Raw genomic sequence first — 15,020 nt, 5'->3', positions numbered from 1 at the left:
AAAAAGAAATCACCATATAGGACTGGGTTTCTAACCTAGTCCTTTTAAAAGGCATTTTAAATAAAAAGGCCAAAATGAATAAAAAATGAAAAAACAGAAATACTTACCAATGATAAAGCTACTAACTAATTTGTTGACATATTTAAAAACTTGTGATAAATTAATTGGGTAGTTAAAAATTCGGATTTTAATTTCTAAGTATAAAGACAATACGATTAAGTTTAAGATAAATCACTCGTAAATTAGGAGGTGTAGACTGTGAGAGTTAAAGTGACTTTAGCATGCACAGATTGCAAACAAAGAAACTACAATACAATGAAAAACAAGAAAAACAACCCAGACAGAATAGAAATGCAAAAATATTGCAAATTCTGCCACAAACATACACTTCATAAAGAAACAAAATAATTAACCTAATATAAAATTGGGGATGTGAAAAAAGATGGCTAAGAATGTTGAAAAAAAGTCAAATACAAAAAAGAAGCGTTCAGGAGTCATTCAGTTTTTTGTAGACTTAAAAGCTGAGTTCAAAAGAGTAACTTGGCCTTCCAAGAAAGAAATTAAAAAAGCTTCTGGAGCAGTGATTAGCTTTTGTCTTCTTTATGTGATTCTAGTAGGTTTGTTGGATACTGGTTTCAATAACCTCTTTAAAATGTTCTTCAAATAATAGAAAAAGGGAGGTAGGGGATTGGTTTAATCAACCCCTGAAGTTATGACAGGAAAAGCTAAATGGTATGTTGTTCATACTTATTCTGGATATGAAAACAAAGTTAAAGCTAACCTTGAAAAAGCTATTGAAAATAGAAATCTTGAAGAGTTCATTCATGACATTCAAGTTCCTATGGAAGAACAAGTTGAAATCAAGGATGGCAAGAAAAAAGTAACTTACAAAAAAATATTCCCTGGATATGTAATGGTTAGAATGGTTATGACAGATGACTCTTGGTATATCGTAAGGAATACTAGAGGAGTTACAGGATTTGTTGGACCAGGATCAAAACCAGTGCCTCTAACAGAAGAAGAGGCAAAAAACATGGGAATTGTTGAAAAATCAATTTCTATAGATATAGAAATTGGGGAACAGGTAAAAATAGTATCTGGCCCATTTGCAGAATTTGTGCTTTCTATACAAGAAATAAATATAGAGAAGCATAAAGTAAAAGGTTTAGTTGATATGTTTGGCAGGGAAACTCCTGTTGAACTTGATTTTAATCAAATAGAAAAAATGGATTAAGCTTATAAGATAAAATCTTAATATAGATTTATTCTTATTAAGTGGGAGGGCTTTTAAAGTCCGATTACCACAATATAGGAGGTGTAAACTCATGGCTAAGAAAATAACAGGAATGATAAAACTTCAACTTCCTGCAGGGAAAGCAACACCAGCACCACCAGTTGGACCAGCATTAGGACAACATGGTGTTAATATCATGGGATTCTGTAAGGAGTTTAACGCAAAAACTGCTGATAAGGCTGGATTAATAATACCAGTAGTAATTACTGTATATCAAGACAGATCTTTCAGCTTCATACTAAAAACTCCACCAGCAGCAGTTCTTTTAAAGAAAGCAGCTGGAATTGAGAGTGGTTCAGGCGTACCTAACAGAACAAAAGTTGCTACAGTAACTGCAGCTCAAGTTAGAGAAATAGCTGAATTAAAGATGCCAGATTTAAACGCTGCATCAGTAGAAACTGCTATGAGCATGATAGCTGGAACAGCTAGAAGCATGGGAATAACAGTAGAAGAATAATTCGATTTTTAAATTAGTGGGAGGCAAAAACCGTTAATACCACAAAGGAGGATAGCAATATGGGAAAAAACTACATAGAGAGTGCTAAATTAGTAGAAAGAAACACTCTATATACACCATCAGAAGCTATGGAGCTTGCGATAAAAACATCAAAAGCAAAATTTGATGAGACAATAGAAGTTCACGTAAGACTTGGTGTTGACCCAAGACATGCGGATCAACAAGTTAGAGGAGCAGTTGTTCTACCTCATGGAACTGGTAAAACAGTTAGAGTTTTAGTTTTCGCTAAAGGCGATAAAGCTAAAGAGGCAGAAGCAGCAGGCGCAGACTTCGTTGGAGCAGAAGAATTAGTAGAGAAAATCCAAAAAGAAAACTGGTTTGGATTTGATGTAGTTGTTGCTACACCAGATATGATGGGAGTAGTAGGAAGATTAGGAAGAGTATTAGGACCAAAAGGATTAATGCCAAACCCTAAATCTGGAACAGTTACATTTGATGTTACTAAAGCTTTAGCTGACATTAAAGCTGGTAAAGTTGAATACAGAGTAGACAAAACTGCTATAATACACGTTGGAGTAGGTAAAAAATCTTTTGGAGAAGCTAAATTACAAGAGAACTTTGCTACTTTAATGGATGCAATAGTAAAAGCAAAACCAGCTGCAGCAAAAGGACAATATATAAAATCAGTTACAGTAGCAAGCACAATGGGTCCTGGAATCAAAATCAACCCAGTAAAAGTTACTGAATAATTTTTTTAAAATATATTGACTAGTTGCAACAAGTATGTTAGAATCTTAAAAGTTGAATATAATAAATATTCCGTAGACAGTAGGTGCCTTTGGCGTAACAGAATAACCTACCGAGGGTTCTAATAGAACGTGATGATTTTATTGGTCTCTTCGTATGTTTGCGGGGAGACTTTTAATTTTAAATAAACAGTGAAAGCTGTGAGGAGGTGGACACACAGTGCAAAGCAAAAACAGAGCATTAAAAGAAGCAAAAGTTGCTGAGATAAAAGAAAAATTAGAGAAAGCTCAAGGCGTTATACTAAGTGAATATCAAGGATTAACAGTTGAGCAAGACACAGAATTAAGAAAGAATTTAAGAGAAGCTGGTGTTGAGTATAAAGTTTACAAAAACACATTAGTAGCATTAGCTGCTAAAGAGCTAGGAATAGAAGGATTAGAAGCATACCTTCAAGGACCTGTATCAATAGCATTTGGTTATGAGGATCCAACAGCTCCAGCAAGAATATTAAATGATTTCGCAAAAGCTAACAAAAAGCTACAATTAAAAGCTGGAGTAGTTCAAGGCGAATTATTTGATGGAGATAAAGTTAAAGAGCTTGCTTCAATACCACCAAGAGAGGTATTACTTGCAAAACTTCTTGGAAGTTTCAAAGCTCCATTATCAAACTTAGCGTACTTATTAACTGCTATAGCAGATAAAAAAGAAGAAACAGCTGAGTAATAATATAAAAGTAAAACACTATAACAAAGATAAAAAAAGAAAGATAAATTTCGGAGGTGCATTTAAAATGACAAAAGAGCAAATAATAGAAGCTATAAAAGAAATGAGCGTTTTAGAATTAAATGAATTAGTTAAAGCTTGTGAAGAAGAATTCGGAGTAAGCGCAGCTGCACCAGTTGCAGTAGCAGGAGCAGCAGTTGCAGGAGCAGCAGCAGAAGAAAAAACTGAATTTGAAGTAGTTCTAGCAAGTACTGGAGCTAACAAAATAAAAGTTATAAAAGCAGTTAGAGAAATAACTGGATTAGGATTAAAAGAAGCTAAAGAAATAGTTGATGGAGCTCCTAAAACATTAAAAGAAGGCGTAAGCAAAGATCAAGCTGAAGAAATGAAAGCTAAATTAGAAGAAGTTGGAGCAGCTGTAGAAGTAAAATAGTTGTAACATTAACAAAAAAAAGGAGTACTTTCATAGTGCTCCTTTTTTCATCTAAAGCTTGACTTTAGGTTCGAAATGTGATAAAATAATTCAATGCGAAAGTAATTAGACAGTTTAAGTTATGTAATTAATTGTAGAAAAAAGAAGAAAAATCTATATGTGAATAAAAATTCTACAATTGGTTATAATAGCATGATGAAAAAGTGTGAAGTCCGAAAACACAAAGTCCTAGGGGATAGTGGGTTTTTGGGTTATTTTAGTTTATACAAGGGGTGAAAGCTGATGGTACATCCTGTCAAAAATGGAAAAAGAACAAGAATGAGTTTTGCTCGAGTAGGCGATAAGGCAAACATGCCTAATCTAATTGAAGTTCAATTAGATTCATACAATTGGTTTTTAAAAGAAGGTTTACAAGAAGTATTTGAAGACATTAATCCAATTCAAGATTATACAGGAAATTTAGCCTTAGAATTTGTTGGTTATAAGCTTGATTTTGATAACATCAAATACTGTGTAGAACAATGCAAAGAAAGAGATACAACTTATGCAGCACCACTAAAAGTAAAAGTTAGATTACGTAATAATGAGACTGGAGAAATAAAAGAACAAGATGTCTTCATGGGAGATTTCCCATTAATGACGGAACAAGGAACTTTTGTTATAAATGGTGCAGAAAGAGTTATTGTAAGCCAGCTTGTTAGATCACCAGGTGTTTATTATAACTATTCAGTTGATAAAACTGGTAAAAAGTTATTTACATCTACTGTTATACCAAATAGAGGTGCATGGCTAGAATACGAAACAGACTCAAATGACATCATATATGTAAGAATTGATAAAACTAGAAAAATACCAATAACAGTTCTTGCAAGAGTAATGATGCACTATGGTAGTGATGCTGAAATATTAGATTTCTTTGGTGAAGAAGAAAGATTAAAAGCTACTATAGAAAAAGATAATACTAAAGATAGAAATGAAGCATTATTAGAGATTTATAAAAGATTAAGACCGGGTGAACCACCAACTGTTGACAGTGCTATTTCATTGATAGATTCATTATTCTTTGATGCAAAAAGATATGATTTATCTAGAGTTGGAAGATATAAATTCAACAAAAAATTAGCTATTCACTTAAGAATTGCTAATCAAATAGCTGCTGAAAACATAGTAAACCCTTCAACTGGCGAAATAATAGTTGAAAAAGGGGAAAAAATTGACAGAGATGTTGCGCTAGATATTCAAAATTTAGGAATAAACTCTGTTGACATATTAGTAGAAGACAAAGTTTTAAGAATAATAGGAAACCACTTTGTTGATATAACTAAACATGTAGACTTTGATGTTAAGGAATTAAATATAAGAGAATTAGTTCACTATCCAACACTTAAAGAAATTTTAGATAACAACAGTGATGAAGATAGTATAAAAGAAAAAATCAAAGCAAACATAAACAAATTAATACCTAAACATATAATTAAAGATGACATATATGCAACAATAAGTTATGAATTAGGATTAGCTTATGGAATTGGATATGTAGATGATATAGACCACTTAGGAAATAGAAGATTAAGATCAGTAGGAGAATTATTACAAAACCAATTTAGAATTGGACTTTCAAGAATGGAAAGAGTTGTTAAAGAAAGAATGACAATTCAAGACCAAGAAGTAATAACTCCACAGGCATTAATTAATATAAGACCAGTGGTTGCATCTATAAAAGAATTCTTTGGTAGTTCACAGTTATCACAATTCATGGATCAAACAAACCCATTATCTGAATTAACACATAAGAGAAGATTATCTGCTTTAGGACCAGGAGGACTTTCAAGAGAGAGAGCTGGTTTCGAAGTAAGAGACGTTCACTATTCACATTATGGAAGAATGTGTCCAATAGAAACTCCAGAGGGTCCAAATATAGGACTTATAAACTCATTAGCTACTTATGCAAAAGTTAATGAATATGGATTTATAGAAACTCCATATAGAGTTATTGATAAGAAAACTGGAGTAATTACAGATTCAATAAGATACATGACTGCGGACGAAGAAGATAACTATATAGTTGCTCAGGCTAATGAGCCGATTGGAGAAGACAATAGGTTCTTAGATAACAAGGTAACAGTCAGAGTTAAAGAAGAAGTTATAGTTGTACCTAGAGAAGAAGTTGATTTAGTTGACGTTTCTCCAAGACAAATAGTTTCAGTTGCTACAGCAATGATTCCATTCTTAGAGAATGATGACGCATCAAGAGCACTGATGGGATCAAACATGCAACGTCAGGCAGTTCCATTATTAAGAACACAAGCGCCTGTTGTTGGTACAGGAATAGAATTTAAAGCTGCTGTAGATTCTGGAGTATTACCAAAAGCTAGAAATGCTGGAACAGTAATTTACGTAAGTGCAAATGAAGTTAGAGTAAAAAGAGATGAAGATGGTGGAATAGATTCTTACAAACTTCTTAAGTTTAAAAGATCTAACCAAGGTACTTGTATAAACCAAAGACCTATAGTTGATAAAGGCGAAAAGGTTGATAAAGGTACAGTACTTGCAGATGGTCCATCTACAGATTTAGGAGAAATAGCTTTAGGAAAGAACATACGTATAGGATTTATAACTTGGGAAGGTTATAACTACGAGGATGCTATGTTAATTTCTGAAGAATTAGTAAGAGATGATATATTTACTTCAGTTCACATAGAAGAGTATGAAGCAGAAGCTAGAGATACAAAGCTAGGACCTGAAGAAATAACAAGAGATATACCAAATGTAGGTGAAGAAGCACTTAAAGATATCGACGAAAGAGGTATCATAAGAATAGGTGCGGAAGTAAGATCTGGAGATATATTAGTAGGTAAAGTAACTCCAAAAGGAGAAACTGAATTAACTGCTGAGGAAAGACTATTAAGAGCTATATTTGGAGAAAAAGCAAGAGAAGTTAGAGATACATCTTTAAGAGTACCACATGGTGAAGCTGGAATTATAGTAGATGTGAAAGTATTTACAAAAGAGAACTCAGATGAGTTACCACCTGGAGTAAATCAATTAGTAAGATGCTATATAGCACAAAAGAGAAAAATATCTGTCGGAGATAAAATGGCGGGAAGACACGGTAACAAGGGTGTTATTTCAAGAGTTTTACCAGAAGAAGATATGCCATTCTTACCAGATGGTAGACCATTACAAATATGCTTAAACCCATTAGGGGTTCCATCTCGTATGAACATCGGTCAGGTACTAGAAGTTCATTTAGGATGGGCAGCTAGTGAATTAGGTTGGCATATAGCAACACCAGTATTTGATGGTGCATTAGATACTGATATAGAAGACTGCTTAGAAAAAGCAGGATACAATAGAGATGGAAAAACAGTTTTACATGATGGAAGAACTGGAGAAGCCTTTGATAATAGAGTTACAGTTGGATACATGTATATATTAAAACTGCATCACTTAGTTGATGATAAGATACATGCTAGATCAACAGGACCATACTCATTAGTTACTCAACAGCCACTAGGTGGTAAAGCTCAATTCGGAGGACAAAGATTTGGAGAGATGGAAGTTTGGGCACTTGAAGCATACGGTTCAGCTCATACACTTCAAGAAATCTTAACAGTTAAGTCAGACGACGTTGTAGGAAGAGTTAAAACTTATGAAGCGATAGTTAAGGGTGAAAACATATCAGAACCAGGAATACCTGAATCATTCAAAGTTCTTATAAAAGAATTACAAGCACTTTGTTTAGATGTAAAACTTTTAAATGACTCACAAGAAGAAATCAGATTAAAAGAATCTGCAGAAGAAGAGTTAGAGGACTTAGAAGTTAATATAGAAGGTACTGAGGAACAAACTCCAAAAGAACCTGAAAAAGAATATATAGAACCAATAGAAGATGAAGTAGAAGAAGAAGTAGAGATAGAATATGAAAATTTACCTCTAGATTTTTCTGATGATGTAATAGAAATAAATGATTTCAATGATGAACACTAAAAATTGAAGGGAGGATGTACCCTTGGTTGAATTAAATAATTTTGAAGCAATACAAATTGGTCTTGCTTCTCCAGAACAGATAAGAGAGTGGTCTAGAGGAGAGGTAAAAAAACCTGAAACAATTAACTATAGGACATTAAAACCAGAAAAAGATGGTCTATTCTGTGAGAGAATATTTGGACCTATGAAAGACTGGGAATGTCATTGTGGAAAATATAAAAGAGTAAGATATAAAGGGATAGTTTGTGACAGATGTGGAGTTGAAGTTACAAAAGCTAAAGTAAGACGTGAGAGAATGGGGCATGTAGAACTTGCTGCCCCTGTATCACACATTTGGTACTTCAAGGGAATTCCATCTAGAATGGGATTAATTCTAGATATGTCACCAAGATCACTAGAAAAAGTATTATATTTTGCTTCATATGTAGTATTAGATGCAAAGGATACTCCATTAGAGAAAAAGCAAATATTAACAGAAAAAGATTTTAGAGAAGCTGTTGATAAATACGGATATGATGGATTTGTAGCAGGTATGGGAGCAGAATCTGTGAAAAAACTTCTACAAGACATAGATTTAGAACAGTTATCTATAGAATTAAAAGAAGAATTGAAAACTAGTAGTGGTCAAAAGAAAGTTAGAACTATTAGAAGACTAGATGTTGTAGAATCTTTTAGAAAATCTAGTAATAAACCTGAGTGGATGATTATAGATGTAATACCTGTAATACCACCAGATTTAAGACCTATGGTTCAATTAGATGGTGGAAGATTTGCTACATCAGACTTAAATGACCTATATAGAAGAGTTATAAATAGAAATAACAGACTTAAAAAACTTTTAGACTTAGGAGCGCCAGACATAATTGTAAGAAATGAAAAAAGAATGTTACAAGAAGCTGTAGATGCTCTTATAGACAATGGTAGAAGAGGTAGACCGGTTACAGGACCAGGAAATAGACCGTTAAAATCTTTATCAGATATGTTAAAAGGTAAGCAAGGAAGATTTAGACAAAACTTACTTGGAAAACGTGTTGATTATTCTGGACGTTCAGTTATCGTTGTAGGACCTGAATTAAAAATGTACCAATGTGGTCTTCCAAAAGAAATGGCCTTAGAATTATTTAAGCCATTTGTTATGAAAAAGCTAACAGAAAGTGGAATTGCACATAATATTAAAAGTGCTAAAAGAATGGTTGAAAGAGTAATGCCTCAAGTATGGGATGTACTAGAAGAAGTAATAGTAGACCATCCAGTATTACTAAACCGTGCTCCGACTCTACACAGACTTGGAATACAAGCGTTCCAACCAGTTTTAGTTGAAGGAAGAGCTATAAAACTTCATCCATTAGTTTGTACAGCATATAATGCTGACTTTGATGGAGACCAAATGGCTGTTCACGTTCCGCTATCAGTTGAGGCTCAAGCAGAAGCAAGATTCTTAATGTTAGCTGCACATAATATATTAAAACCATCTGATGGTAAACCAGTATGTGTACCTACTCAGGATATGGTTCTAGGATCATACTACCTAACTTTAGACAAAGATGGTGCTAAAGGTGAAGGAAGAATGTTCTCTTCACCAGAAGAAGTTTATATGGCATATCAATGTAAAGATATAGATATACATGCTAAAATAAAAGTTAAACTTTGTAAAATCAAAGATGGTGAATTAATTAGTGGAATCATTGATACTACACCAGGTAAATTATTATTTAACGAATCTATACCTCAAGATTTAGGATTCATTGATAGAAGTTTACCTGAAAATGAGTTCAAATTAGAAATTGATTTCTTAGCAAGTAAGAAGAATCTAGGAAAAATTATAGATAAGTGCTATTTAAAATATGGTGCTACAGAAACATCTAAAATGCTTGATAACATAAAAGCTAGAGGATATCACTTCTCATCTATAGGAGCTATTACAGTTGCTACATCAGATATGGAAGTTCCAGAAGCTAAAAAAGCATTACTTAAAGAAGCAGATGAAACAGTAGATAAAATTGAAAAAATGTACAGAAGAGGATTCATATCTGAAGATGAAAGATATAACAGAGTTATAGATAAGTGGACTAAGACTACTGAAGATATAGCGAATGCCTTAATGGACAGCTTAGATAAATTCAATCCAATAGCGATGATGGCAGATTCAGGAGCCAGGGGTTCTAAGAGTCAGATCAAACAGCTTGCAGGTATGAGAGGTCTTATGGCTAATCCATCAGGTAAGATTATAGAGCTTCCTATCAGAGCGTCATTCAGAGAAGGTCTAGACGTACTTCAATACTTTATTTCAACTCACGGAGCTAGAAAAGGTAACGCCGATACAGCTCTTAAAACAGCTGACTCAGGATACTTAACAAGAAGACTTGTTGATGTAAGCCAAGATGTTATAGTAAGACATGAAGATTGCGGAACTCATGAAGGATTCGAAGTAAGTGAAATAAAAGAAGGTAGCGAAGTAATAGAATCATTAGGTGAAAGACTTACAGGTAGATATAGTGCAGAGGATATAATTGATCCAAAAACTGGAGAAATTATAGTTCCAAATGATACTTATATGGATATTCATCTTGCTGAGAAAGTTGAAAAAGCAGGAGTGAAGAAAGTAAAAATAAGATCTGTATTCACATGTAAATCAAAAATAGGAGTATGTTGTAAGTGTTATGGTATGAACATGGCAACAGCTCAAAAGATAAATATAGGAGAAGCAGTTGGTATAATTGCAGCTCAATCAATTGGTGAACCAGGAACACAGCTTACAATGAGAACATTCCATACAGGGGGAGTTGCCGGAGCGGATATCACTCAAGGTCTTCCAAGGGTTGAAGAGCTATTTGAAGCTAGAAAACCAAAAGGATTAGCTATAGTAAGTGATGTAGCTGGTGAAGTAAGAATAGAAGAAACTAAGAAGAAGAGAACTGTTATAATCGTTGCAAATGATGGCGAAGAATTCAGCTATGATATACCATTTGGATCTAGAGTAAAAGTTGCTAATGGTGAATTTATTGGAGCTGGAGATGAGATAACAGAAGGTTCAGTTAACCCACATGATATCATAAGAATCAAAGGTGTTAACGGAGTTAAAAACTATCTTCTTTCTGAAGTTCAAAAGGTTTATAGACTACAAGGTGTTGATATCAATGATAAACACTTAGAAGTAGTTGTAAGACAAATGACAAGAAAAATTAAAATAGAAGAATCTGGAGATACTGAGTTATTACCAGGTACAATGATAGATATGTTTGATTTCGAAGCAGCTAATGAAAAAGTATTAGCAGAAGGTGGAGTACCAGCAGAAGGTAAAATAACTCTACTAGGAATTACTAAAGCTGCCTTAGCTACAGATTCCTTCTTATCAGCAGCATCATTCCAAGAAACTACAAGAGTTCTTACAGATGCAGCGATAAAAGGAAAAGTAGATCCATTAGTTGGATTAAAAGAAAATGTAATTATAGGTAAGTTAATTCCAGCTGGAACTGGTATGAACCGTTACAGAACTATTAAAATATCTACAGAAAATGAAACAGAAGAAAAAGTAGAAGAAAATTTAGAAGCCTAATACAATAAAAGTAAAAATATATTTTATTGACAGTATAGGCCTAAGGTGATAAAATACAGAATGTGTGATTTTATGAAAGGTCACGATAGTATATGAGGGGGGAAAATATGGTAAGCAGACTTATAGGCGAAAAAGTTGTTGGAATTAAGCAAACAACTAAAGCATTAAAGGCTAAGCAAGGTAAAATATTGTATATAGCAAAAGATGTAGATCCAAAGATTGCAAACCCTATTTTAGAGTTAGCAAAAGCTAATCACCTGCAGATTGAGTATGTTGAAACAATGAAGGATTTAGGTAAACTATGTTCTATAGATGTTTCTGCGGCCACTGCGCTCATATTATAACAATTGTTATTGGATATTTAATATAAATATATCTATATCATCATACATTAGTACTTGGTATTAATGTATGATGCTTAGATAGATATACTATTAGAAATTAATAGTATGCTAAAATATAGGAGGTGAAATAATGCCAACAATCAGCCAATTAGTTAGAAAAGGAAGAAAATCTTTAGCAACTAAATCAACTGCACCAGCATTAAAAGAGTGTCCACAAAAAAGAGGAGTTTGTACAGTAGTTAAAACAACAACTCCAAAAAAACCAAACTCAGCTTTAAGAAAAATTGCAAGAGTTAGACTTACAAATGGATATGAAGTTACTGCTTACATCGGTGGAGTTGGACACAACTTACAAGAGCATAGTGTTGTTCTTATAAGAGGTGGAAGAGTTAAAGACTTACCAGGGGTAAGATACCACATAGTAAGAGGAGCTCTAGATTCAGCAGGAGTTGCAAACAGATTACAATCAAGATCTAAGTATGGTGCTAAGAAACCAAAACAAAAATAGTTGGTTTCAATTGATTGAGCTAAGAGGTGCGATGCCTTCGGCATTTATATAGATTATACATACATTAATTTAAATAAATTTAGTTGAAGCAGAGCGCTTTGCGGTAGAAATATCGAGTACCTATGAGTTAATTTTAAATTGTTAAGGAGGGAAGAAAAGTGCCAAGAAAAGGATTTATAGCAAAAAGAGATGTATTACCAGATCCAGTTTATAATTCAAAAGTTGTTACTAAGTTAATAAACAATGTTATGGAAGATGGTAAAAAGGGAGTAGCACAAAAAATATGCTACGACGCATTTGAAATAATAAAAGAAAAGACTGGCAAAGAAGCTTTAGAAGTTTTCGAAGAAGCAATGAACAATATAATGCCATTATTAGAGGTTAAAGCAAGAAGAATAGGTGGAGCTACTTATCAAGTACCTATCGAAGTTAGAGCTGAAAGAAGACAAACATTAGGACTAAGATGGTTATTAATGGCTTGTGAAAAAAGAGGCGAAAAGTACATGAGAGAGAGACTTGCAAACGAGTTAATCGACGCTTCAAACAACACAGGAGTAGCTGTTAAAAAGAGAGAAGATACTCATAAGATGGCAGAAGCTAATAAAGCTTTCGCTCATTACAGATATTAATATTAAAACTGTTTTGGCTCTGCCAAAACAGTTTTGTCAAATTTTAAAATCACTCGTTGAGAGGAGGAAACAAACGTGGCTAGACAATATGAATTAGAAAAATTTCGTAATATCGGAATAATGGCTCATATAGATGCTGGTAAAACAACAACAACAGAGCGTATATTATTCTACACAGGAAGAACTCACAAAATAGGAGAGACTCACGAAGGTGGAGCTACAATGGACTGGATGGTTCAAGAGCAAGAGAGAGGTATAACAATTACTTCTGCAGCAACAATGTGCTTTTGGAGAGATCACGTAATAAACATTATAGATACACCAGGACACGTAGATTTTACAGTTGAGGTTGAAAGATCTCTAAGAGTTCTTGATGGAGCTGTATGTGTATTCTGTGCAAAGGGAGGGGTTGAACCTCAATCTGAAACTGTTTGGAGACAGGCAGATAAGTACAATGTACCAAGAATGGCATATGTAAACAAAATGGATATCATGGGTGCTGACTTCTTCAGAGTTGTAAACATGATGAGAGATAGATTACATTGTAATGCAGTGCCAATACAATTACCAATAGGAAAAGAAGAAAACTTTGCTGGAATAATTGACTTATTAAAAAATAAGGCAGAAATCTACAAAGATGACCTTGGAAGAGAAATCGAAGAAACTGACGTTCCAGAAGAAATGAAAGAATTAGCTGATGAGTATAGAGCTGCATTAATAGAAGCTATTGCAGAACTTGACGAAGAGTTAATGATGAAATATCTTGATGGAGAAGAGTTAGATATAGAAGAATTAAAAGTTGCTTTAAGAAAAGGTGTATGCAACAATGAAATCGTTCCAGTAATGTGCGGATCATCTTACAAAAATAAAGGTGTTCAAATGATGATCGATGCTTCTGTTGATTACATGCCATCACCACTTGATGTACCATCTATAAAAGGTACAGATGCAATAACTAATGAAGAAGTTGAAAGACACGCAAGTGATGATGAACCATTAGCTGCATTAGCATTCAAAATAGCTACTGACCCATTTGTTGGTAAATTAGCATTCACTAGAGTTTACTCAGGAGTAATGGAAAGTGGTACATATGTATTAAATGCTAATAAAGGAAAAAAAGAAAGAATCGGAAGACTTGTTAAAATGCATGCTAATGCAAGAGAAGAAGTTAACGAATTAAGAGCAGGAGATTTAGGTGCTGTTATAGGACTTAAAATGACAACTACAGGAGATACATTGTGTTCAGAAGACTCTCCAGTTATTCTAGAAAACATGGAATTCCCAGAGCCAGTTATAGAAGTTGCTATAGAACCAAAATCAAAAGCAAGCCAAGAAAAAATGGGAATATCTTTAGCAAAACTTTCAGAAGAGGATCCAACATTTAAAACTTGGACTAATCATGACACAGGACAGACAATAATAGCAGGTATGGGAGAGCTTCACTTAGAAATCATCGTTGATAGACTTCAAAGAGAATTCAAAGTTGAGTGTAACGTAGGTAAGCCTCAAGTTGCTTATAAAGAAACAATCAGAAAAGAAGTTAAAGCTGAAGGTAAATTCGTTAGACAATCAGGTGGACGTGGACAATACGGTCATGCTGTAATAGAATTAATACCTCACCAAGGAGAATATGAATTCGAAAATGCTATCGTTGGAGGATCAGTACCAAAAGAGTACGTAGGACCTATCGATAACGGAATTAGAGAAGCTTCTGAAGCTGGTATTCTTGGAGGATTCCCAGTTCTTAACTTCAAAGTAAGATTAATTGACGGATCATACCACGATGTTGACTCATCTGAAATGGCGTTCAAAATTGCCGGATCTATGGCATTCAAAAATGCTATGGCTAAAGCAGAGCCAGCTATACTTGAACCAATAATGAAAGTTGAAGTAATTATACCAGAAGAGTACATGGGAGACGTTATGGGAGACATAAACTCTAGAAGAGGTAGAATAGAGGGAATGGAAGCTCAAAACGGAGCTCAAACAATAAAAGCAATGGTACCACTATCAGAAATGTTTGGATATGCAACAACTTTAAGATCTAGAACTCAAGGTAGAGGTAACTACAGCATGGAATTCGCTGCTTATGAAGAAGTTCCAAAAAGCTTACAAGAGCAAATCATAGGAAAAAAATAATAAATCTTTAAGATTTATAAAATAATATATATAAGTATACTTTAAAGTAACTATAAATTGCAATTGCATTGTTGAATGTAAATGCAATTATGATCGATCAAAATTAATACATTTTTAAAATGTTAAACTTAATGGATTTAATTAAGGAGGAATTAGAAATGGCAAAGGAAAAATTTGAAAGAAGTAAACCACACGTTAAT

13 protein-coding genes and 1 other annotated feature are annotated in these 15,020 nt (G+C 33.7%); all 13 genes read left to right on the top strand.

Annotated elements, in window-relative coordinates; translation table 11 throughout:
- Positions 1 to 258 precede the first annotated feature (258 nt).
- The 13 genes from rpmG to fusA all read left to right on the top strand — a co-directional run bounded on the left by rpmG (position 259) and on the right by fusA (position 14,820).
- Positions 259 to 408: a 50S ribosomal protein L33 gene (gene rpmG, locus CSGHG_RS11540; RefSeq protein ID WP_010295376.1), complete on the top strand. Its 150-nt coding sequence runs from the start codon at positions 259 to 261 to the stop codon at positions 406 to 408.
- A gap of 34 nt (positions 409 to 442) precedes the next feature.
- Positions 443 to 667, top strand: a complete 225-nt coding sequence (secE, locus tag CSGHG_RS11535) for a preprotein translocase subunit SecE (protein WP_010295374.1) — start codon at positions 443 to 445, stop codon at positions 665 to 667.
- 45 nt (positions 668 to 712) lie between these two features.
- A complete protein-coding gene (gene nusG, locus CSGHG_RS11530; RefSeq protein ID WP_010295372.1) occupies positions 713 to 1,234 on the top strand; it encodes a transcription termination/antitermination protein NusG in 522 nt (173 codons plus the stop codon).
- Between the two features lie 91 nt (positions 1,235 to 1,325).
- Positions 1,326 to 1,751 (top strand): 50S ribosomal protein L11, encoded by a 426-nt coding sequence (rplK, locus tag CSGHG_RS11525; RefSeq protein WP_010295371.1) that lies wholly within the window; start codon positions 1,326 to 1,328, stop codon positions 1,749 to 1,751.
- Positions 1,752 to 1,810: 59 nt separating this feature from the next.
- On the top strand, positions 1,811 to 2,500 hold the full coding sequence (gene rplA, locus CSGHG_RS11520) for a 50S ribosomal protein L1 (protein ID WP_010295368.1): 690 nt from the start codon (positions 1,811 to 1,813) through the stop codon (positions 2,498 to 2,500).
- A 52-nt stretch (positions 2,501 to 2,552) separates the two neighbouring features.
- Positions 2,553 to 2,685 (top strand) — a sequence feature (ribosomal protein L10 leader region).
- A gap of 32 nt (positions 2,686 to 2,717) precedes the next feature.
- Positions 2,718 to 3,221, top strand: a complete 504-nt coding sequence (gene rplJ, locus CSGHG_RS11515) for a 50S ribosomal protein L10 (RefSeq protein ID WP_010295365.1) — start codon at positions 2,718 to 2,720, stop codon at positions 3,219 to 3,221.
- A 67-nt stretch (positions 3,222 to 3,288) separates the two neighbouring features.
- Positions 3,289 to 3,654, top strand: coding sequence for a 50S ribosomal protein L7/L12 (rplL, locus tag CSGHG_RS11510; RefSeq protein ID WP_010295362.1), 366 nt, complete (start codon positions 3,289 to 3,291; stop codon positions 3,652 to 3,654).
- A 282-nt stretch (positions 3,655 to 3,936) separates the two neighbouring features.
- A complete protein-coding gene (rpoB, locus tag CSGHG_RS11505) occupies positions 3,937 to 7,644 on the top strand; it encodes a DNA-directed RNA polymerase subunit beta (RefSeq protein WP_010295359.1) in 3,708 nt (1,235 codons plus the stop codon).
- Positions 7,645 to 7,666: 22 nt separating this feature from the next.
- Positions 7,667 to 11,200 (top strand): DNA-directed RNA polymerase subunit beta', encoded by a 3,534-nt coding sequence (gene rpoC / locus CSGHG_RS11500; RefSeq protein ID WP_010295356.1) that lies wholly within the window; start codon positions 7,667 to 7,669, stop codon positions 11,198 to 11,200.
- 107 nt (positions 11,201 to 11,307) lie between these two features.
- A complete protein-coding gene (locus CSGHG_RS11495; RefSeq protein ID WP_010295352.1) occupies positions 11,308 to 11,544 on the top strand; it encodes a ribosomal L7Ae/L30e/S12e/Gadd45 family protein in 237 nt (78 codons plus the stop codon).
- 130 nt (positions 11,545 to 11,674) lie between these two features.
- Positions 11,675 to 12,052 carry a 30S ribosomal protein S12 gene (gene rpsL, locus CSGHG_RS11490; protein WP_010295350.1) on the top strand — a complete coding sequence of 126 codons (378 nt, stop codon included), beginning with the start codon at positions 11,675 to 11,677 and terminating at the stop codon, positions 12,050 to 12,052.
- 158 nt (positions 12,053 to 12,210) lie between these two features.
- Positions 12,211 to 12,681, top strand: coding sequence for a 30S ribosomal protein S7 (gene rpsG / locus CSGHG_RS11485; RefSeq protein WP_010295349.1), 471 nt, complete (start codon positions 12,211 to 12,213; stop codon positions 12,679 to 12,681).
- Between the two features lie 75 nt (positions 12,682 to 12,756).
- The gene (gene fusA, locus CSGHG_RS11480) at positions 12,757 to 14,820 is read left to right on the top strand and encodes an elongation factor G (RefSeq protein WP_010295348.1); all 2,064 of its coding nucleotides are present in this window, start codon (positions 12,757 to 12,759) and stop codon (positions 14,818 to 14,820) included.
- Positions 14,821 to 15,020 lie beyond the last annotated feature (200 nt).

Source organism: Clostridium senegalense JC122, from assembly GCF_000285575.1.
GTDB lineage: Bacteria > Bacillota > Clostridia > Clostridiales > Clostridiaceae > Clostridium_J > Clostridium_J senegalense.
The sequence above is the reverse complement of the archived record's forward strand: the minus strand, read 5'-3'. Positions and strand labels throughout refer to the sequence as shown.